Source organism: Streptoalloteichus hindustanus (assembly GCF_900129375.1).
Lineage (GTDB): Bacteria > Actinomycetota > Actinomycetes > Mycobacteriales > Pseudonocardiaceae > Streptoalloteichus > Streptoalloteichus hindustanus.
The window spans coordinates 794,402-814,117 of sequence record NZ_FQVN01000001.1; the positions used below are offsets into that span (position 1 = coordinate 794,402).

A 19,716-nucleotide genomic window follows, 5' to 3' on the forward strand; every position below is an offset into this window, starting at 1 on the left:
CCCCTCGGGTCTGGCTGGCGTGGTCAGTCCGGCTCGCCCGCCTGGCTCCCCGGCAGGCGCAGGACGCGGACCAGCTCGCCGAAGCCGTGCGCCGTCGCCTGCGCGACGAGCAGCGCCTCCAGCCCCTGGTCGTCCCGGAAGGCCGAGCCCGGCGCGTCGGCGGCCTGGACCACCCCTGCCCCCACCCGGAGCGACGGGGGCAGGCCGCGCACCGGCGCGCCGAGCCCCGCCAGGAGGAACCCCCGGTAGCCCAGTCCCGGCGGCTCGACCGGGTCGGCGGACGTCCGGAGCCGGCGGAGCAGGGACAGCAGCTCGGCGCTCTCCGGCGCGGTGGCCTCCCACACCGGGTTCGGTCGACCGCTGAACGCGTCGAGTTCCACGCGCATGTCCAGGCCCCTCCCGGTGGTGGCGCTCAGCAGACCTCTCCGACCACGGATACCCCGAGGCGCCCGGGCGAGTCCCGGCGCCACGCCTCGGCCCGCCGTGGCCGCTGGTCCCCGCTCGGCTCCGAGGAACGCTCGAACGGAGCAGTCAGGAGGGCGTGGGCCGTGCCGATGAAGTGTCCAGACCGGCGCTCCCGGCGGTGTGAGTGGACTTCTCCTCCCGCCGCGGGTCGAAGTCGTCGAGCCCGTTCCGCCGCGTGTTGTGCGCGGCGCGGATCAGCCACTTCCCTTCCCGCCTCACCATCACCAGGGTGACGATTCCCTCGCGGTCCTCCCCGGTCGGGGCGGAGGGCAGCTGGTGGTCGGGCCAGGACCACCTGGTGTGGACGAGCGCGACGTCCGGGGTGACGCCCTGGACGCTCAGGACCTCCTGCCTGTAGTTCCCCTTCTGGGCCAGGACCGACGCGGGGACGTCCTTGTGCCCCACGACGTTCTCCTGCCGGGTCCGCCACCAGATGCCCCGGTGGGTCACGAAGTCCGAGTCCTCTGTGAAGAGCTCGCCCCACTCGTCCATCCGGTGCTGGAGCCAGAGCTCCGTGTAGGCCGCCAGCACCCGCCTGATGTTCCGCTCGTCCGTCTCGTTCACGTCCCCACTCTCGGACTTCGACCAAGGTGGAGGTCAACTGCCGGTGCGGAGGCGGGTGAGGAGGAGGTCGGCGTAGACGTCGGGGTGGCTGATGTGGGGCGCGTGGCCCGCGCCCGACACCGGCAGGACGGTCAGCTCCGGCAGTCTCCGGGTCAGCGCGGCCACCACGGCCCGGTAGGTGGGCAGGGTGGCCGTCCCGGTGGTCACGGCGACGGGCACCCCGGCGTTGGCCAGGGCCGACGGGTCCACCGCGAGCCGGTCCGGGTCGCGGTGCTGGTCCAGCCAGGTGTGCGCGTTGCGCACGATCGTCGCCCGCGCCTCCGGCCCGAACAGGCCCTCCCACGCGCCCGCGCCGAACCCGACGTGCTCCACGAAGGCCCGCGCGCCACCCTCGGCGTCGCCCGACTCGATGAGCTCGGCGGCCCGGCGCATCCAGCCGGCCGCCTCCGCGAGCGGCGCGGCGGCGGCCGGGTCCTCCCTGAGCAGGGCGAAGAGGGGCGGCTCGTGCGCGGTCACCGAGCGGACGGCGGACGGGCGCCGCGCGGCCGCCAGCAGCACGACGGACGCGCCGTAGGAGTGGCCGACGAGATGGGCCCGCCCGCCGGCGAGGGCGTCCACGACGGCCAACAGGTCCTCGGCGTCCTCGACGATCGAGCCCTGCCCCGGCGGCGCGGTGCTCTCCGAGTGGCCCCTGCGGTCGTACCGGACCACCGAGTGGGCGCGCGCCAGCGCCGGGACGACGCGGTCCCAGCTCCGCCGGTCGTCCCACGAGCCGTGCACGAGCACGACCGGGTCGCCGGAGCCGGCGCGCTCCCACGCCAGCTCCGCGTCCGGGACGGCGAGTCGGCCCGTCGCCGCGGAGCCGGCCACTGCGGAGTTCACCGGAGCGTCGGCAGCACGTCGGCCGCGACCGTCTCCAACACCGACTCGCTCCCCACGTAGTACTCGCCCTCAGCACGCGGCCAGTGCGTCACCACGTCGGTGAAGCCCAGTTCCGCCGCCCGGCCCGTCGCGTCCACGAAGGCGTCCACGCTGGACAGCGAGAACACCGGGGCGGAGTCCACGTGCAGGACGCGGTCCACCTCGGCGGGGTCGCGGCCCTCGTCGGCGAGCGCCTTGTCCATCCGGGCGCACAGCTCCGCGACCCCGCGCCACCACGCGCCCAGGTCGTCCGTCCTCGGGCCGGTCGTCACCCAGCCCGCGCCGTGCCGGGCGGTCAGCCGCATCGCCTTCGGCCCGTTCGCGGCGATCACGAACGGCAACCGGGGGCGCTGCACGCAGCCCGGCAGGGTCCGCGCGTCGGTCGCGGTGAAGAACTCCCCGGCGTGGTCGACGTGGTCGGTCGTCAGCAGCCGGTCCAGCAGCTCGACGAACTCGGTGAGCCGGGCCATCCGCCGGGCGGGCGGCAACACCTGGCCGCCGAGCACGGTCGCGTCGTGCCCGACGCCGCCCGCCCCGACGCCCAGGACGAACCGGCCGCCGGAGACGTCGTCCAGCGCCATGAGCTCCCGGGCGAAGGCCACGGGGTGCCGGAAGTTCGGCGAGGCCACGAGCGTGCCCAGCCGGATGCGCGAGGTGGCCAGCGCGGCCGCGGTGAGCGTGGTCACCGTGCCGAACCACGGCCCCTCGGCCAGGGAACGCCACGAGAGGTGGTCGTAGGTCCACGCGTGGTCGAACCCGAACTCCTCGGCCCGTCGCCACCGGGGCGCCGCCTCCGACCACCGGTACTCCGGAAGGATCACGATGCCGAACCGCATAACGCCGGACAGTACCGGGGGGAAGTCGGAAGTTTGCTTTCAGTTCTCCGGCCAGGGCGTGGGCGGGCAGGCAGGATGGTGTGGTGGAGATGCCCGCACTGGTTGCCTCGGACGTGGACGGCACGCTGCTCGACCCGATGGAGCGGGTGACCGGCCGAACGGCCGCCGCCGTCCGCCGCGTCGTCGCGGCCGGGACGCCCTTCGTGCTGGTCACCGGCCGGCCGCCGCGCTGGGTGGCGCCGGTCGTGGACGCGCTGGGCGTGGCCGGCCTCGCGGTGTGCGCCAACGGCGCGGTGCTCTACGACGCGGCCGAGCGCCGTGTCCTCCACGCGGAGGTGTTGGACCCGGTGCTGTTGCACGACGCCGCCTCGGCGCTGGACCGCGCGCTGCCCGGTTGCGCGGTCGCGGTGGAGCGGGTGAGCCACGGTCACGGCGAGTTCCTCGCCGAGAACCGCTACCGGCACTTCCTCGCCGAGCCCGACTACGAGCACGCGTGGCCGGACGCCGACTCCACCGAGGCGCAGCGGGCCGAGGTCCTCGGCCACCCGGCGATCAAGCTGCTCGTCCGGCACCGGGAGATGAGCAGCGCGGCGATGGCGGCCACGGCCGGGGAGGTGCTCGGCGGGGCGGTGGACATCACCTACTCGACGGGCGCGGGCCTGTTGGAGCTGTCCGCGCCCGGCGTCACGAAGGCCACCGGGCTGGCGGCGGTCGCCGAGCGACTCGACGTCGACCGGGCCGGGGTGGTGGCCTTCGGCGACATGCCCAACGACCTGCCGATGTTGCGGTGGGTGGGGCACGGGGTGGCGATGGCCAACGCGCACCCGGAGGTGCTCGCCGTCGCCGACGAGGTCGCCGCGCCCAACTCGGAGGACGGCGTCGCGCAGGTGCTGGAGCGCTGGTTCTGACCTCACCCGCCCGCCCGCGGTGGGCGGCCCCACCACGCCGGGTCGACTGACCCGGGACAGGACCGCGTTCCGGGACGAGACGGCCACGGGAACCGCGGGTGGTCGTGGTCAGGGGAGAAGGTCGCTCATCAGGTGGTTCAGGTCCCGCCAGATGTCCGCGGACCCGGGGAGCCGCGCGGACAGCAGCTCCCCGGTGATCGCGAGCACGCGGCGCTGGCTCGGGTTGAGGCCGCTGATCCAGTCCGTCAGCAGGGCGGTCTCGACGCCGGGCGGCGCATCGTCCCCCGCACGGTTCTCCGCCCTGACCTGGTCGATCTCCTCTCCGAGCTGGTCGTGGACGAAGTCGGCGAAGTCCGCGCCGAGGCGGCGGACCTCCGGGTCGTCCGGGTGGCGGCGGGCCAGCTCGACCATGCGGCGGCCCAGCTCGGCGCTCACCGCCAGCATCGGCCCGTCGGCCACCTGCCGGTACCAGTCCAGCAGCGCGGCGCCCACCTGCTCGTCGATCGCGAGCGCCAGCAACAGGGTCTCCTTCTCCTGCCGCAGGTGGTCCTGGTCGACCCCGAGGGCGGCCAGCCGGCCGAACACCTCGGCGAACCCGGGCGGCAGCTCCGGGTCGGTCGGCCGCCGCCGCAGCTCGGCCAGCCGTCGGCGGCGCTCGGCGATGTCGCGCTGCCGGTCGGCCAGCTCGGCGTCCAGCGCCGCCAACGCCTCGTCCAGCGAGCCGGGCTCGTCCAGCAGCTCGCGCACCCGCTCCAGCGGCAGGCCCACGTCGCGCAGCCGGCGGATGCGGATCAGCCGGACCAGGGCGTGCGCGCCGTAGCGGCGGTAGCCGGAGTGGTCGCGCGGCGGCTCCGCCAGCAGCCCCGTGGCGTGGTAGTGCCGGACCGCCCGCACGGTCGTGCCGGCGCGTCTGGCCAGCTCACCGATGGTCAGCAATCCCGACCTCCACCGCTTCCGACTGCTCGCCCGCCCCGGGCTCCGGCCGCTGGCGGAGCTGGCGCCGCAGGCCCGGCCAGCACACCGTCCCGACCGTGATCACGACCAGGGCCACCGCGATCAGTCTGCCGGTGTCGCGCACGCCCCAGTGCTCCAGGAGCAGCCCGGCGCCGAGCAGACCGAGGGGCATCGAGGCCAGCACGCCCGCGTTCTGCAACCCCATCACGCGGCCCCGCGCCTCGTCCGGCACCCGCTCGACCGACAACACCGACAGCAACGGCTGCATCGGCCCGGCCGCGGCGCCCGTGACGAAGCCGGCCGCCAGCATCCACCAGAAGCCCGGCAGCGCCGTCAGCCAGACCAGGCCGGCCAGGGTGAGCAGGTTGCAGCCGAGGAACCACCCCCACCGCGAGATCCGCTGGCCGACGGCGGCGTACAGGCCGTTGCCGAGCAGGCTGCCCAGCGTGATCGCGGTGACCACGACGCCGAACCGCTCCGGTTCGCCGACGGCCGTGAGGTGCACCGGGATCACCAAACCCTGGAACGGCCCCATGACCAGCACGAACAACAGGGAGAGCACGGTCAGCCCGCCGATCACCGAGTCCCGGCGGAGCACCGCGAACCCCTCCCGCAGCTCCCCGAGCACCCCCTGTCGCGCGGTGGCGGCCGGCTCCCCGGACAGGTCCCCGGGTTGGGCGAGGGTGAGCAGCGCCGCGAGCGCGGAGCAGCCGGCGGTCACCCACAGCACGCTCGCCTCGTCCACCAGCGTCACCAGCAGCGCACCCGCGCCGGGCCCGATGACGAGCACGAGCGCCGACAGCGCCTCCTTCAGGCCGGCCAGTCGCTCCAACGGCATCCCGGCCCGTGCGGCCACGGCGGGGAACAACGTCTCCCGCGCCGTCATCCCCGGGACGTCGAACAACGCGCCCACCAGCCCGAGCACCACGAACCAGCCCAGGTTCAGGCCGAACACGGCGTCCACCACCGGCAGCGCGGCCACCGACGCGGCCGAGGCGACGTCAGCGCCGATCGACAGCCGGCGCCGGTCGACCCGGTCGGCCACGACCCCGCCCAGCAGCGCGGCGAGCAGGGAGGGCAGCGCCGTCACGGCGGCGACGGTGCCGGCCGCCGTGGCATCACCTGTTCGAGCGAGTACGAGGAGTGGGGTCACCACCCCGGCGACCATGTTGCCGAGCAGCGAGAACGCGTCCGCTGCCAGATAGGGGACGACGGAGAGCTTCACACGAACGAGGGAACAGGGTTGACCCTGCGTCAGGGTCAAGCCGGGGCGTCCCACCGGGCTGAGCGGCGCTCCAGGGTCAGGTCGTCGTCGGTGGTGTTCCCACCGGAGTCCTCACAGCGGAGTCCTCACAGCGGAGTTCTCGCAGTGGAGTTCTCGCAGTGGAGTTCTCACTGCGACATCAGTTCGGCCACGCGCTGCCGCAGCCAGGGGAGTCGCGCGTACGCGGCGTCTCCCGGGCACTCGGTCACGCTGACGTCGCGGTGCGCGAACAGCGTCGGGAGCTGGACCTGCTGGCCCTGCGGGTACCTGTTGCTGGCGCCACCGCCCGAGACGAGGGTGGCGGAGCCCGCCGGGTCGATGCCGTGCACCCGGAACTTCCACGCCAGCCAGGTCGCGGCGGCCTCCACGACCGCGTCCGTCGGCTGGTCCGCGCTGTGGTGCCCGAGCATCGAGACGCTCGTCGTCCCGCTGTTGAAGCCGATCGCGTGCGCGCCGATCACCGGGCGGTCCATCCCGCCGTGCCGACCCTCGAACGTCTGGCCGTACCGGTCGACCAGCACGTGGTAGCCGATGTCGCACCACCCCAAGGTCCTGGCGTGGTACGCGTAGATCCCCCGCATGAGCTGTGCGGACTGCCCGGCCGTGTAGTCGTTGGGCCCCGCCGTGTGGTGCAGGGTGGCGGCCGACACGGCGTCGGCGTACGAGGGCTCCGCGCAGCGCAGGCCCTCGTCGGCGCCCCAGTCCGCGCGGGTCAGCACCCGCAGGATGCCGCGCCCGTCGGACTCGGGCGTGGGGGCGTGGCCGGGGTCGACCAGCGCGACCGACAGGGCGGTGGCGCGGGAGCGCACCTGCACCCGGTCCTGGAACCCGGTCCACAACGGCTCGCTGAACCACCTGGTCCGGCCGCCGCGCCGCTCGACGTGGAGCACCTCCGCGTGCGTCCACGGCGTCCACCCGCCGTCCCGGCCGGCGCGCACCTCGACCTCCCCGTCCGGCTCGCCGAAGCCGACCACGCCGACCACGGCGAACTCCCCGCCGTCGCCGGTCTCCCGCACGGCGTCCGGGTCGAGGTCATTCGGGTCGAGGTCGGGCGGGTCGGGCACGGGCACCGAGCGGACCGAGGTCTCCGTGCCGGGCGCGGCCCCGGACGACGACTCGGGCGGTGACCAGGGCGGAGGTCCGGGCAGTGCCTCGGACAGCGCCCCGGCGGGCGCGGGCGAGGCGGGTCTTCCGGTCAGGGGCGTGGTGACGAGCAGCGACAGGACCAGGACGAGACAGCTGACGGGCGTGGCGTGACGCATCGCCCACCTCCCGGACACGACGATGTGCCGTGGTGCGTGGGAATCCTTCTGGTGCTCGCGCGATCGGGTGTTGCATCTGGTGCCGGTGGGAACAGTGTGCGCGCCGTCAGCCCATCTCGCAGCCCGAACGGGTGCAGCGGTGCCGTTCGCGTCGTCCACCCTGCGCGGGGCGGAGCGAGCGGGTCAGACCGCGGCGGCCGCCGAGACCAGCGGCCGGGCCGGTTCCGCGGCCGCCCACCAGGCGAAGGCGTCGGCGAGCTCGGCCGGGATCTCCCCGGGAACCCGCCGCTCGGCGTAGGCCGCCGCCAGCACGTTCACCGCGTCCTCGCCCACGCCGGAACGGGTCATGCCGACCGAGTTCACGCCGTGCAGCCGCGCCGGGCTGCCGAACGCCTTGGAGAAAGGCGGGATGTCCCTGGTCACCGCGCTGCCCATGCCCACCATCGAGCCCTGGCCGATCACCCGGCGCTGGTGCACCACCGCGTTCATCCCGACGTTCACGCCGTCGCCGACCAGCACGTGCCCGCCCAGGCTCACCGCGGCCGACAACGTCACCCGGTCGCCGACCTGGCCGTCGTGCGCCACGTACACCCGGTTCAGCAGCCAGCAGTCGGCGCCGACCCTGGTCGGCCGGTAGCTGCCCTGGTGGATCGTGCTCAGCTCGCGGATCACCGTGCGCGGCCCGATCTCCACACCCGCGTGCGCCAGCTCGCCGTCCCACGCCCGGTTGTGCGGCTCGCTGGAGATCTCCGGCGGGGTGCCGATCACGCAGCCCGGCCCGATCCAGCAGCCGTCCGCGATCCGGCACGGGCCGAGGACCACCGCGTTCGGGCCGATCACCACGCGCTCGCCCAGCTCGACGCCGTCACCGACTACCGCCGTCGGGTGTACCTGAGCCAACGCCGCCCCCGTCCTCGCCCGCCGTCCGGCGCGAGTCTACGAGCGACCCCGCCATCCCCCGGACGGGGTGGGTCCGGCCCGCCGGCCCGCCACCCGAACGGCGCTGTCCGTCCCGTCGTCGCCCTGCCAGGGTCGGGGCTGGGCGAGGGAGGCGACACCATGCCAGTGGACCCGGAACAGACCCAGGTGCGGATGGTGCCCGGCGGCGACGGCGTCATCTACAGCGTCCGCTCCGACGGCAGCCTCCTCTGGTACCGGCACCGCGACTGGCTCAACGGGACCTTCGACTGGGCCAACAACGGCAACGGCGTCGCGATCGACGACGGGGGCTGGAACGAGTTCCGGACCGTGCTCGCCGCCGCCGACGGCCAGCTCTTCGGCCTGCGCGGCGACGGCACGTTGCGCTGGTTCCGGCACACCGCCGACAAGGCGACCGGGCAGGGCACGTGGCACCCGCGCAGCGGCAGCGTCATCGGCGCGGGGTTCGACCGCTACCCCCGCGTCTTCGGCGGGTGGAACGGGGTCCTCTACGCGATCGACCCCGACGGGCGGCTCTTCTGGTACCGCTACCTCGCCGGCGACGGGAGCGACGGCGCGGGCGCGTGGGCCAACGGGGGAGCGGGCGCCCGGATCAGCGACGGGAACTGGAAGCCGATCATCGGCTACGCGGCGGACCCGCAGGGCGTCATCTACGGCGTGCAGCGCGGGGCCGTGCTGCTGTGGTGGCGGTACCTGACCGGCGACGGCACCAACGGGCCCGGCGCGTGGGCCAACAACGGCAAGGCGGTGCAGATCGGCACCGGGTGGCAACGCGAGCAGACCCGGGAGTGGTTCAGCAACGACAACGGCTCCTTCTACGCCGTCTTCGTCGACCGCGACGCGCCCGCGAAGAACAACCGGGACCACGAGCTGTACTGGTTCCGCCTCACCAACTGGCTCGACCCCACGGCGGGCGCGCGCTGGGTGGACGACAACGGCCGCCGGGTCGGCACCGGCTGGACGCTGGAGCGGAGCGCGGCGCTCCAGGGCTACCCCTCCACGCGGTCGGTCCGGCAGGGCGCCCGCATCTCCTTCCCCGTCTCGACGAACTTCCCGCACTACACCGCCACCGTGCGCCGCATGACCGGGCCGGGCCTCGACGGCCCCGTGGTCTGGGGACCGCGAACCCTCACCGGGCGGTTCCAGTTCCTGCGGTCCGGCTACCGGGCGACCGGCTGCGGCTGGGAACCCGACTTCGCGCTCGACGTGCCGACGGACTGGCGGTCCGGCTTCTACAACGCCACGCTCACCGGTCCCGGAGAGCTGCGCCACCACATCCCGTTCGCGGTCCGCCCCGCCGAACCCACCGCCCCGCTGGCGTTCCTGTTACCCCTGCTGACCCACAACGCCTACGACCACTGGGGCGGGCACAACCAGTACAGCTGGGACGAGGGACCGTGGACCCGCCAGCTCACCCTGCTGCGGCCGTCCGCGCTCGTGCACGTCGACCCGCCGGGCCGGATCGACGACCACTACTTCAGCGACCTGCTGCTCGTCCGGTGGCTGGAGCGGCACGGCATCGCGTACGACTGCTACCAGGACGCCGACCTGCACACCTCCGGCGACTGGCTCGACGCCTACCGCGCCGTGCTGCTCGGCTCGCACCCCGAGTACTGGACCGAGACCATGCGCGCCCGCGTCCTCGACTTCATGGCGCGGGGCGGCCGCGTCGTCTGCGTCGGCGGCAACAGCTTCTACGAGCGCGTCAACCTCACCGAGGACGGCACCGCCGTCATCCACCGCGCCCGCGACGGCGCCCGCTCGCTGTTCCGCGAGGAGGGCCTGCCCGAGTACCAGGTCCTGGGCACGTGGTGGGACGGCTACACCTACATGACCTTCGCGCCGTACCGCGTGGTCAGCGACCACCCCTTCCTCGCCGGCACGGGACTGCGCGTGGGCGACCTGTTCGGCGCGGACGGCCACAACATGGGCGCCAGCGGGTGGGAGACCGACGCCGCCCCGGACAACCAGCCGGGGGTGCGGGTGATCGCCGAGGGCACCCAGGGCGACGGCGGCGCGGACATGGTCCTCGCGGACCGGGGCGCCGGCGGCTGGGCGTTCACGGTCTCGTCGCTGACCTACGCCGGCGTCCTGGACACCGACGCCGCCGCCTCGAAGATCCTGCTCAACGCCGTCACCGCCGCCGTCACCCGCTAGCGGGGGCCGTCACCCCTCCGTGTCGGGCCGGACGCTCCGCGTCGCGGGCCGGCCGGTAGTCTGCGCGTGGTCCGGGCGTCGCCGCCGGCCGTCACCCCCTCCTCGCCAGGACGGGTGACCGACGAGCTCGACCTCCGGCGCGCCCGGCCGCCCCCGAGGAACAGGACCGATCGGTCGGGGATCGCCCCGAGCGAGGAGACAGCCCATGAGCCTGGCAGGGACCGAGACGAACGGGACCGCGCCGCAGCGGCGGAAGCTGGTGTCGATCGTCGTGCCGGCCTTCAACGAGGCCGGCAACGCGGCGGGTCTCGTCGACTTCTACCGCCAGATCCGCGCCACCCACCAGGAGTTCGACTTCGAGCTGGTCCTCGTCGACGACGGCTCGACCGACGGCACGGCCGACCTGGTGGTCCAGGCCCTGCGGCCGGAGGACCAGGCCAGGGTGTGCTCGTTCTCCCGCAACTTCGGCTCGCACGAGGCGCTCACCGCCGGCTTCCGGCTGTGCCGGGGCGACTGCGCCCTGACCCTCAGCGCCGACCTGCAGGAGTCGCTGGAGACGGTCGGCCGGTTCCTCGACGAGTGGCGCGCCGGCAACGAGGTCGTCTGGGGCATCCGGCGCACCCGCGCGGTGCCCAAGGGCGTCGGGAACATGTTCTCGCAGCTGTTCTCCCAGCTCTTCCACCGGCTCTCGGAGATCCCGACGTACCCCAAGGAGGGGCCGTCGCAGATCCTGCTCGACCGGATCGTGCTGGACGCGCTCAACCGGATGGAGGAGCGCAACCGGAACATCTTCGGCATCATCGCCTGGATCGGATTCCGGCAGAGCCGCGTCGAGTTCGAGCAGCTCCCCCGCCCGTCGGGCAAGAGCAAGTGGACGAACAAGAAGAAGCTCAAACTGGTCGTCGACTCGTTCGTCGGGTTCGCCTACTCGCCGCTGCGGATGCCGGCGTGGGTGGGCACGGGTGTGGCCGCCGTGGGCGTGCTGTCCACCCTGACGACGCTGGTCGCCTCGCTGGTCACCTGGAGCACCCCGGTCGGCTGGGCCCTCGTCGCCTCGCTGGTGACCACCTTCGGCGGCCTCAACCTCATGGTGCTGGGCATCATGGGCGAGTACCTGTGGCGCGCCGGCGACGACGCCCGCCGCCGCCCCACCTACGTCGTGCGGTCGGTCCGGGAGATCAGCCCGAGCGGCAGCTCGCTCGACGAGCGGCACGCCGTCGAGGCCAGCCGCTCCTGACGTCTCGCGGTCCGCACGGGCGCCGGCGCGGCCTTCCCGCCGCCGGCGCCCGTACGGCCTCCTCCCGCGCCGCTGACCTCGCCGCGGCCTCTGCCGTTCCACCCGTCCGGTACGCCCGTCGCCCCCTCAGGACGTCAGTCCCCTCCGCGATACTGGAAATCGGGGGGACCCCCTGGGTAACGGTGTTTTGGACGGATTCGCCCCCTTACATGGCCGAATCCGCGGGCTGGTGGCGAAATCAGGGCAGTCCTAAGGGTTCGCGGGCGCGGGACGACACCCCCGGCCGGAGCCAACGCCCGCCCTCACCCCGTGCCGTCGAGGACCCGTCCGCCGCAGACGCAAGGCCGGGCACAAGAAGAAGGCCGCCGCCCCACGCGGGACGACGGCCTTCCCGGCGAGTCGGGAATCACGGCACCGGCGGCAGCTCCGCCGCCTGGGGCTCGCGGTCGGCCCGCCATCGGGCCAACAGCGCCGCCGCGCCGGCGGTGACGATGTCGGCCAGCATGAACATCACCCGGGACGCCGCGGCGAACGCCATCGCCTGACCCGTCGGCATCGCCGTGCCCAGCGCGGCCACCAACACCACCTCGCGCACCCCGGCGCCCGAGGGCAGGACGAACGCGAACAGACCGATGGTCAGGCCCAGCGACATCGCGCCGGTGGAGAGCACCAGCCCGGACAGGCCGGGCTCGCCGATCGCGTTGGCCAGCAGCCACAGGTGCAGGCCGTAGCAGAAGTAGGCGGCCAGCACCCAGCCGAGCGCCTTGCCGATGGTGCGCCAGCGCAGCGTGTGGTCCAGCGGCTGGCGCTTGAGGACCCGCAGCACCAGCGACGTGCCCCAGGTGAGCACCTTCGGGTGCAGCGCGGCGAGACCGAGCGGGAGCAGCGCGAACAGCCACAGCGCGCCCGGCGAGTCCCGGAGCATGACCGGCAGCGCGAACAGGCCGAGCACCAGCGAGCCGACCACGCTGAACCCGATGTTCAGCAGCGAGCCGGTGAAGATGCGGGCCCGGGGCAGGCCGGCCTTGCGGCCCAGCTCCATCTGCAGCAGGTAGGCCCACACCGAGCCGGGCACGTACTTGCCCAGCGAGCCGACCAGCATGATCTGCGCGCCGCGGAACGTGCCGATCGGCTTGCCCAGGTCGTTGACGATGACCTGCCAGGCCATCGTGCCCGCGACGATGCCGGCGACCACCGTGAGCTGGCTGAGCAGCAGCGAGTGCCACGGGATCGCGGTGAGCGTGCCGGACACCTCGCCCCAGTTGGCCACGAGCTGGTAGCCGGCGGCGACCACCACGACCAGCACCAGGAGTCGGCGCAGCCAGGCGACGAGGACGGCCTTCTTCTTCTCAGGCTGGGCGGGGGGCGTTGCCGGCGGCGCGGGATCCGCCACGGCAGCCTGGTCGGTGGTCACATGGCCTCCGGGGTTGTCGCCCGCTTCGCCGCTGTTCGGTTCGTCCACCAGCAGTGTGCTCCGAGGTACGCCGGTCGCGAAAACGGGGCGTGTGCGTCAGATCGCACATAGTAGGTGCGCGGTCATCCCATGGGGAGCCCGGCCACCCACGTTAGACGACGGCGACCCGGGGCACCCGACGAGCCGGAGGCCGCTCCACCCGGGGGTTCGGCGGTGCGTCGCGGATAGGTAACCTACCGTCGCCAGGCCCCCGTAGCCTGCCCGCATCCGGTCAAGCCGACCGGGTGGGCCGGTGCGCGGAACGGATCCGCCCCCTACCGAGAAGTCGTGGAGCATGATCCCCATCACCGTGGTCGACGTGCGGGACGCTGAGCCGTACGTGCTGGAAGTGTTGCGCTCGGGTGTCCTCGCCCAGGGCCCGATGGTGCGCCGGTTCGAGGAGTCCTTCGCCGCCGTGGTCGGCGCCCGGCACGCGGTCGCCGTCAACAACGGCACCACAGCGCTGGTGGCCGCGCTGCAGGTCCTGGACCTCCAGCCGGGCGACGAGGTCGTCACCTCGCCGTTCACCTTCGTCGCCACGCTGAACGCGATCCTGGAGGCGGGGGCCACCGCGCGGTTCGCCGACATCCGCGAGGACGACTTCTGCGTCGACCCGGACGCCGTGGCCGCCGCGATCGGACCGCGCACCAAGGTCCTCATGCCGGTGCACCTGTACGGCCAGGCCGCCGACCTGGGCAAGATCGCCCCGCTGGCCGAGGAGCACGGGCTGCACCTGGTCGAGGACGCCGCCCAGGCCCACGGCGCCACCTTCGACGGGCGCGGCGTCGGCAGCTTCGGCCTCGGCTGCTTCTCCTTCTACGCCACCAAGAACATCACCACCGGCGAGGGCGGCGCGATCACCACCGACGACGACGCCGTCGCCGACCGCCTGCGGGTGCTGCGCAACCAGGGGATGCGGCAGCGCTACCAGTACGAGATGGCCGGCCACAACTACCGGATGACGGACCTGCAGGCAGCGGTGGCGATCCCGCAGCTGGAGAAGGTCGAGCGGGTGACCGCCCGCCGGAAGTCCAACGCCGAGCGGCTCAACGCCGGCCTGGCCGGCCTGCCCGGGCTGCGCACGCCGGCCGAGCTGCCCGGCCGCTCCCACGTGTGGCACCAGTACACCGTGCTCGTGACCGACGAGGCCCCGGTGACCCGGGACGAGCTGGCCGAGCGGCTGGGGGAGAAGGGCGTCGGCCACGGCGTCTACTACCCCAAGGTCGTCTTCGACTACGACTGCTACCGCGAGCACCCCGGCGTGGTCGCCAGCGACGTGCCGGTCGCCTCGCGCGTCACCCGCCAGTGCCTGTCGCTGCCGGTGCACGCGGCGATGAGCGACGCCGACGTCGACGCCGTCGTCACGGCGGTCCGGGAGGTCTTCGGGGCATGAGCGTGACCACCAACGGGGCGCGGCCGCGCGTGGCTCTCGTCGGCACCGGCTCGATGGGGTCGCTGCACGCGCGCGTCATCGCCACCTCTGACCGCGCGGAACTGGCCCGCGTGATCGAACCGCGGGAGGACGTGGGTCGGGCGGTCGCCGAGCGGTTCGGGGCCGAGTGGGCGCCGGAGATCGGCGACCTGTCCGACGTGCACGCCGTCGTGCTGGCCGCCGCCACCGAAGCGCACCACGAGCTGGCGCTGCGGGTGCTGGAGCAGGACACCCCGCTGCTGGTCGAGAAGCCGGTGTGCGCCGGTCTCGCCCAGAGCGAGGAGGTCGTGCGCCTGTCCGAGCGCCGGGGCGTGCCGTTGATGTGCGGCCTGCTGGAGCGCTACAACCCCGCGGTGCTGACGGCGCTGTCGCTCGTGGACCGCCCGGTGCACGTGACCGCGACGCGGCACTCGCCGTACGCGCCGCGCATCCGCACCGGGGTGGCCTGGGACCTCCTGGTGCACGACGTCGACCTGGCCATCCAGGTCTTCGGCGGGATCGAGCCGGCCAGGGTGCAGGGCACCTTCGGCTACTTCCACCCGCAGTCGCTGTCGCACGCGGAGGACGTGGCGGAGGCCGTGCTGTCCTTCCCCGAGGGCGGCCTGGGCACCATCTCGGCGAGTCGGATCGGCCAGCGCAAGGTGCGCTCGCTGATGATCTACGAGGTGGACCGGCTGATCGAGGCCGACCTGCTGCGGCGGGACGTCACGATCTACCGGCACGTCTCCAACGAGGCGGCCACCCCGGACGGGCGCGGCTACCGGCAGCAGACCGTCATCGAGATCCCGGAGCTGGTCTCGGCCCGCGAGCCGCTCGCCACCCAGCTCGACCGGTTCGTCGACCTCGTCGCCGGCCTCGGGGACGCCGACGAGGAGCGCCGGCGCATCCTGCCGGCGCACCGCGTCGTCGACGAGGTCCAGCAGCAGGCCGCCCGCACCGCCTCCGTAGTCACGGCCTGAGCGTTCCCGCTCGGGCTGCGCCCCGTGTCGGTCGTCCCGAAACGTCGTTCGTTGCGTTCGGTTGTGGGGGCCGCCTGTTCGGTCGGTCCCCACAACCGTCGTCAGGGTAGGACGGCGAGGTCCGCGCTGTCCGACAGCAGGTCGGCCGACTCGTCGCACAGGTCCTCGAAGGAGCGCCACTTCTCGCCGTCGGCGCGCACCGCGAGCAGGATCGCCTCGAGCACGTCGCGCACCCCGGGACCGGGGTGGACGAGCGCGTCCGGATCCGAGTCCGGCCGGTAGATCTCGGCGCGCCGCCGGTCGTAGTAGTCCATGCTCGGGCAGTTGAGGGCGAGGTGCACCGGGTGGACGTTGAGGATCTTCAACCCCGGGGCGCCCAGGGCCGGACGCAGTCGACTGACGTCGGTGGCGTGGGGGAACAGGCGGAGCCAGAGGTCGTCCTCGAACCAGACCGGCAACCGGATGATGCCGGTGGCGTGCACGGCGGGCACCAGGTGGCCGGCGAAGGCCGAGGGGAACTGGGAGTCGAAGCGGATGCCGGCCCCGGCGAGCTCCCGCCACGCGAGGTAGCTCTCGCGGAACCCGTGGCTGCGCACCGTCCGCACGCCGGGCAGGAAGCCGGCCATGTGGCGGACGACGGCGCTCTCGTCCTCGCCGTGGGTGGACCCGGGGAAGAAGTTCGGGTGCCAGCCCCTGGTCACCGTCCCGCTGCCGGCCGCCCCGTCGAGGCTCGGCGAGGGGTTGGTCTGGAAGACGTGCAGCGGCACGTCCCACTCCCACGCCCACTGCAGGAGCGCCTCGGTGGCCCACTCCGGGGCCCAGTCCTGGTCCGCGGTGACGGCGAAGCGGCGCTGGGCGGCCAGGGGACCCCAGGGGGCGTCCTGGCTGGATCTCGTCGGGTTCGTCACGCGAGCGTGATCGGTTCCCCGCCGCACCCGGTCAACGCTCAGCCAACCGACCCGGTGGCGACATCCACTGGATCAGGTGAGCCGTCGGCCGGGGACACCCGGAGGAACCGGAGGAGAGGCGCGTCCCGTGTCCGGCGGTACGCGTCGACCGCCAGCCGGTCCGCGTCGCTGTCGCCCACGAACAGCACCAAGTCGTCGGCGGTGAGGGCGCCGGACGGCGCGGCCTCGTCCAGAACGGCCACAGCCCGCCGTACCGGTTCGGGGTGGGGTTTCAGGTGAGCGCAGTCGTCCCGGGTGACCTCGACCAGGAAGCCGTCGGGCAGCAGGCCCCCGTCCCGCAGGGCGGCGACGCAGGCGCGGCCGTTGCTCGTGACGAGCGCGGCGGACGAGGAGGACAGGAAGCCGGCGAGGCGGTAAGGGGAGACCAGGGGACGGGCGCTGGTCCTCGCCCAGCGAACCTCGTACTGGTCGAGCAGTTCTCTCGCCTCGTCGGCGCCGCGCCCGGCGACGCACAGGGCCCGGTACATCGGAAAGATCCCGAAGTGGTCGAGAGCGACCCGCTCCCGTTCGGCGAGCGCGCGCACCTCGGCGCGGAGCTCCGCCAGTTCCGACGGCGGAGCGGCCAGGTCGACGAGCGTGCCGTCCATGTCGAACATCACCGGGACGTGGGAGGTCCCCGCTGGCCGCGTGCTCACCACCGCTCGACCCGCCGGGTGGGCAGCACGGTGCGCCAGGTCCGCACCAGCTCGGTGCCGATCTTCGGCTGCGGGGCCGCGAACTCCTCGCCCAGTGCCTGCTTGACGGCGAGGTAGGGGAGGTTGACCCCGGCCGCCACCGACAGGCCGACGGTTCCCGGGATCCGCGGGTTGACCTCCAGCAGGCGGGGCACGCCCTCGGCGTCGCACCGGAACTGCACGTTCACGACGTGGCTCAGGCCCAGCAGGGCAACCACCCGCTCCGCCGCCCGCGCCGCAGCGGGGAGATCGACGACCACGGAGTGGGTGGCCAGGCCGTAGAGCGTGGCCAGGCGTTCCCGCACCACGGCGACGAGCGTTCGGCCGCGCTCGCACAGCACGTCGACGCTGTACTCCTTGCCGGGCAGGTACTCCGCGAGGTGCGCCGGGGGCAGCACGTCGACGCCGGACAGGCCGGTCACCAGGTCCTCGTAGCGGATGCGGAGGTTGTCCCGGTCGAACAGGCGGGCCACGCGGTCGAGGGCGGGGTCGACGACCTTCACGCCCTGCGCGCCCGTTCCCCGGTTGAGCTTGAACACGAACCCGCGCTCCGGCCAGCCCAGCTCGCGGGCCGCGGCCTCCACCTCCGGGACGGTGCGGACGGGCACGTGCCTCGGGCACGGGACGCCGCCGGGCGCGCACACCGACAGCAGCGCCAGTTTGTCGTTGGCGGTGGCGAGGGCGTCCGCGGCGGACGCCACGACGGGAAGCCCCTGGGCGGCCAGGAAGTCCGCCCGTTCGGCGAAGAACGGCTGGTCCTCGGTGGACAGGGGGAGAAGCGCGTCCGCGCGGTGTTTCCGGGCGAGGGCGAGCACGGAGCGCACCAGCGCGTCCGGCTCGCCGCGCGGGGGAACCAGCGCGGCGTGGTCGGCGAGGTGCAGGCCGGGCGCGGACTCCCGGACGTCGACGCCGACGACGGTCACCCGCCGCTCACCGTTCTCCCGCAGCGCCTCCATGACGGACGGGAAGCCGTCGTTGCCGACACTGGTGGCGAGAACAGTGATCGGACGCAGTTCCACCGCGTGCCCTCCCTGATCGTGTGTGGAGCGCCCGTGCGCGCGGGCGCTCCACACACAATCGGCGCGCCGCCCGGACGACCTGAGCCCGACGGGCTCGTGGTTCTGGCCGGGACGGACAGGCCGGACGGACAGGCCGAGGGGACGGCTGGAGGGGTAGGCCGGGGACAGGCCGGAAGGTCGGGGCTGACGGCGCCGGGAGAACGCGCGAGCCGTGCGAAGCGGCGCCTGCCCGGCTACTCGCCCGCGGACTCCTCGCCCTCCGGGAGCGGGTCGAAGCGGAGGTCGGCGCCGTCGACGACGACGCGGGCGGTGGGGCGGGCGGGCACGCCGGTGACCAGGGTGCGCGGTGGCACGTCCCTGGTGACGACCGCGCCCGCGCCGACGACGGCCTGGTCGCCGATGGTCACACCCATCATGATCACGGCGTTGGCCCCGACGAACACCCGGTCACCGATGCGCACCGGCGCGCGGTCCACGGAGGGGTGGGCCCGGCCGGTGACGCACCGGCGCACGGTGTTGTGGGTGTAGATGTGCACGCCGCAGCTGATGTCGCAGCCGGAGCCGATGGTCAGCCCACCGGACCCGTCGATGACGGTGAAGGCCCCGATCCAGGTGCCGGAGCCGATCTCCGGCTCGCCGATGACCCAGGCGTGCGGGTTGTACGGGTTGGCCGGGATGCCGTGCCGGGCATCCCAGCCAACCGCGACGTCGTCGGGGGTCGTCACGACGCCATGGTCTGCTTGACCAGGTCGGTCATGCCGTCGCGCACCGAGATGGTGGGCTCCCAGCCCAGGACCTCCCTGGCCCGCGTGATGTCGGCGGCCCGCCGGGACACCAGCACCTCGCGCGGGTTGAACTGCGGCTCGACGTCCACGCCCACCGCGTCGATGAGGATCTTGGCCAGGTCGGCGACCGAGGTGTCGATGCCGGTGCCCAGGTTGACGGCGAGGTTGCTCCGCTCGGCCTCCAGCGCCGCCACGGTGCCGCGGGCGATGTCGTGGACGTGGATGAAGTCCATCGACTGCTCGCCCTTGCCGTCGATCACCGGCGGCAGCCCGTTGCGCAGCCGGTTCACGAAGTGGTTGATCACCGAGGTGTAGTACGCAGTGGTCTTCTGGCCGGGGCCGTAGACGTTGAAGAAGCGCAGGGCGACCCAGGACAGGTTGTCCCGCCGCTGGTAGAAGCCGAGCAGGTCCTCACCGGCCCGCTTGCTGATGCAGTACGGGGTCAGCGGGTCGAGCACGTCGTCCTCGTGCATCGGCAGCTTCTTCGGGTCGCCGTAGACCGAGGCGGACGAGGCGTACACCAGCCGCTCCACGCCGTGGTCCGCGGCGGCGGCGAACACGTTGTGGTTGCCGACCATGTTGATGTCGATCGACTCGTGCGGGTCGGCCTGACTCTTGTTGATCGAGACCGCGGCGAAGTGGATGACGTGGCTGCACCCCTTCATCGCGCTGTGCACCGCGCCGCCGTACCGCACGTCCTGGTCGACCAGCTCGACGTCGCCGGTGGCGACCAGCTCGGCCACCTTGTCCCGGTCGCCGCGGAACATGTTGTCGAAGATGCGGACCTTGTAGCCCTTCTCCAGCAGCATCGGCACGACGTGCATGCCGATGAAGCCGGCGCCACCGGTGAAGAAGACGGTGCGGGAAGACATCCGGGAACGCTCCTGTGGGTCGGGTGCGGTGCGGGTGGTGTTCCGGG

At 73.4% G+C, this 19,716-nt stretch carries 19 protein-coding genes; 5 read left to right on the top strand and 14 right to left on the bottom strand.

Annotation, left to right across the window (positions count from 1 at the left end):
- Window positions 1-23: 23 nt before the first annotated feature.
- The 4 genes from BUE43_RS03775 to BUE43_RS03790 form a co-directional block, all read right to left on the bottom strand.
- A complete protein-coding gene (locus BUE43_RS03775) occupies window positions 24-386 on the bottom strand; it encodes a hypothetical protein (RefSeq protein WP_073479862.1) in 363 nt (120 codons plus the stop codon).
- 145 nt (window positions 387-531) lie between these two features.
- The gene (locus tag BUE43_RS03780) at window positions 532-1,029 is read right to left on the bottom strand and encodes an SgcJ/EcaC family oxidoreductase (protein WP_073479863.1); all 498 of its coding nucleotides are present in this window, start codon (window positions 1,027-1,029) and stop codon (window positions 532-534) included.
- Window positions 1,030-1,062: 33 nt separating this feature from the next.
- Entirely contained in the window at window positions 1,063-1,911 is an 849-nt protein-coding gene (locus BUE43_RS03785; RefSeq protein ID WP_083959271.1) for an alpha/beta fold hydrolase, read from the bottom strand.
- Window positions 1,908-2,786 (bottom strand): LLM class flavin-dependent oxidoreductase, encoded by an 879-nt coding sequence (locus BUE43_RS03790; RefSeq protein WP_073479864.1) that lies wholly within the window; start codon window positions 2,784-2,786, stop codon window positions 1,908-1,910. Before BUE43_RS03790 ends, BUE43_RS03785 begins: the two co-directional genes overlap by 4 nt.
- Window positions 2,787-2,875: 89 nt before the next feature.
- Here BUE43_RS03790 and BUE43_RS03795 point away from each other — a divergent pair, with 89 nt between their 5' ends.
- Window positions 2,876-3,694 (top strand): HAD family hydrolase, encoded by an 819-nt coding sequence (locus tag BUE43_RS03795; RefSeq protein WP_083959362.1) that lies wholly within the window; start codon window positions 2,876-2,878, stop codon window positions 3,692-3,694.
- A 108-nt stretch (window positions 3,695-3,802) separates the two neighbouring features.
- On the opposite strand, the gene BUE43_RS03800 is transcribed toward BUE43_RS03795, so the two are convergent.
- The 4 genes from BUE43_RS03800 to BUE43_RS03815 all read right to left on the bottom strand — a co-directional run bounded on the left by BUE43_RS03800 (window position 3,803) and on the right by BUE43_RS03815 (window position 8,074).
- Entirely contained in the window at window positions 3,803-4,630 is an 828-nt protein-coding gene (locus tag BUE43_RS03800) for a MerR family transcriptional regulator (RefSeq protein WP_083959272.1), read from the bottom strand.
- Window positions 4,614-5,873 (bottom strand): MFS transporter, encoded by a 1,260-nt coding sequence (locus BUE43_RS03805; RefSeq protein ID WP_083959273.1) that lies wholly within the window; start codon window positions 5,871-5,873, stop codon window positions 4,614-4,616. The genes BUE43_RS03800 and BUE43_RS03805 overlap by 17 nt, the downstream gene beginning before the upstream one ends.
- Window positions 5,874-6,040: 167 nt before the next feature.
- The gene (locus tag BUE43_RS03810) at window positions 6,041-7,174 is read right to left on the bottom strand and encodes an N-acetylmuramoyl-L-alanine amidase (RefSeq protein ID WP_073479865.1); all 1,134 of its coding nucleotides are present in this window, start codon (window positions 7,172-7,174) and stop codon (window positions 6,041-6,043) included.
- A gap of 183 nt (window positions 7,175-7,357) precedes the next feature.
- A complete protein-coding gene (locus BUE43_RS03815; RefSeq protein ID WP_073479866.1) occupies window positions 7,358-8,074 on the bottom strand; it encodes an acyl-ACP--UDP-N-acetylglucosamine O-acyltransferase family protein in 717 nt (238 codons plus the stop codon).
- 159 nt (window positions 8,075-8,233) lie between these two features.
- Between BUE43_RS03815 and BUE43_RS03820 the strand changes: the two genes are divergently transcribed.
- The gene (locus BUE43_RS03820) at window positions 8,234-10,270 is read left to right on the top strand and encodes a N,N-dimethylformamidase beta subunit family domain-containing protein (RefSeq protein WP_083959274.1); all 2,037 of its coding nucleotides are present in this window, start codon (window positions 8,234-8,236) and stop codon (window positions 10,268-10,270) included.
- Between the two features lie 205 nt (window positions 10,271-10,475).
- Window positions 10,476-11,507: a glycosyltransferase family 2 protein gene (locus BUE43_RS03825; protein ID WP_073479868.1), complete on the top strand. Its 1,032-nt coding sequence runs from the start codon at window positions 10,476-10,478 to the stop codon at window positions 11,505-11,507.
- 406 nt (window positions 11,508-11,913) lie between these two features.
- Here BUE43_RS03825 and BUE43_RS03830 read toward each other — a convergent pair whose 3' ends face one another.
- The gene (locus tag BUE43_RS03830) at window positions 11,914-12,921 is read right to left on the bottom strand and encodes a lysylphosphatidylglycerol synthase domain-containing protein (protein WP_083959275.1); all 1,008 of its coding nucleotides are present in this window, start codon (window positions 12,919-12,921) and stop codon (window positions 11,914-11,916) included.
- A 334-nt stretch (window positions 12,922-13,255) separates the two neighbouring features.
- On the opposite strand from BUE43_RS03830, the gene BUE43_RS03835 reads away from it, so the two are divergent.
- Both BUE43_RS03835 and BUE43_RS03840 read left to right on the top strand, forming a co-directional pair.
- On the top strand, window positions 13,256-14,353 hold the full coding sequence (locus BUE43_RS03835) for a DegT/DnrJ/EryC1/StrS family aminotransferase (protein ID WP_073479869.1): 1,098 nt from the start codon (window positions 13,256-13,258) through the stop codon (window positions 14,351-14,353).
- On the top strand, window positions 14,350-15,351 hold the full coding sequence (locus BUE43_RS03840) for a Gfo/Idh/MocA family protein (protein WP_073479870.1): 1,002 nt from the start codon (window positions 14,350-14,352) through the stop codon (window positions 15,349-15,351). Before BUE43_RS03835 ends, BUE43_RS03840 begins: the two co-directional genes overlap by 4 nt.
- Window positions 15,352-15,452: 101 nt before the next feature.
- On the opposite strand, the gene BUE43_RS03845 is transcribed toward BUE43_RS03840, so the two are convergent.
- From BUE43_RS03845 to BUE43_RS03865, 5 genes are all read right to left on the bottom strand, one after another.
- Complete coding sequence (locus BUE43_RS03845; RefSeq protein ID WP_073479871.1) at window positions 15,453-16,259, bottom strand: polysaccharide deacetylase WbmS family protein; 807 nt, start codon at window positions 16,257-16,259, stop codon at window positions 15,453-15,455.
- 38 nt (window positions 16,260-16,297) lie between these two features.
- Entirely contained in the window at window positions 16,298-16,954 is a 657-nt protein-coding gene (locus tag BUE43_RS03850; protein ID WP_073479872.1) for an HAD family hydrolase, read from the bottom strand.
- Complete coding sequence (locus BUE43_RS03855; RefSeq protein WP_073479873.1) at window positions 16,951-18,012, bottom strand: ATP-grasp domain-containing protein; 1,062 nt, start codon at window positions 18,010-18,012, stop codon at window positions 16,951-16,953. The genes BUE43_RS03850 and BUE43_RS03855 overlap by 4 nt, the downstream gene beginning before the upstream one ends.
- Before the next feature lie 233 nt (window positions 18,013-18,245).
- Window positions 18,246-18,737, bottom strand: a complete 492-nt coding sequence (locus BUE43_RS35755) for an acyltransferase (protein ID WP_083959276.1) — start codon at window positions 18,735-18,737, stop codon at window positions 18,246-18,248.
- Window positions 18,734-19,669, bottom strand: coding sequence for an NAD-dependent epimerase/dehydratase family protein (locus BUE43_RS03865; RefSeq protein ID WP_073479874.1), 936 nt, complete (start codon window positions 19,667-19,669; stop codon window positions 18,734-18,736). The genes BUE43_RS35755 and BUE43_RS03865 overlap by 4 nt, the downstream gene beginning before the upstream one ends.
- Between the last annotated feature and the right edge of the window lie 47 nt (window positions 19,670-19,716).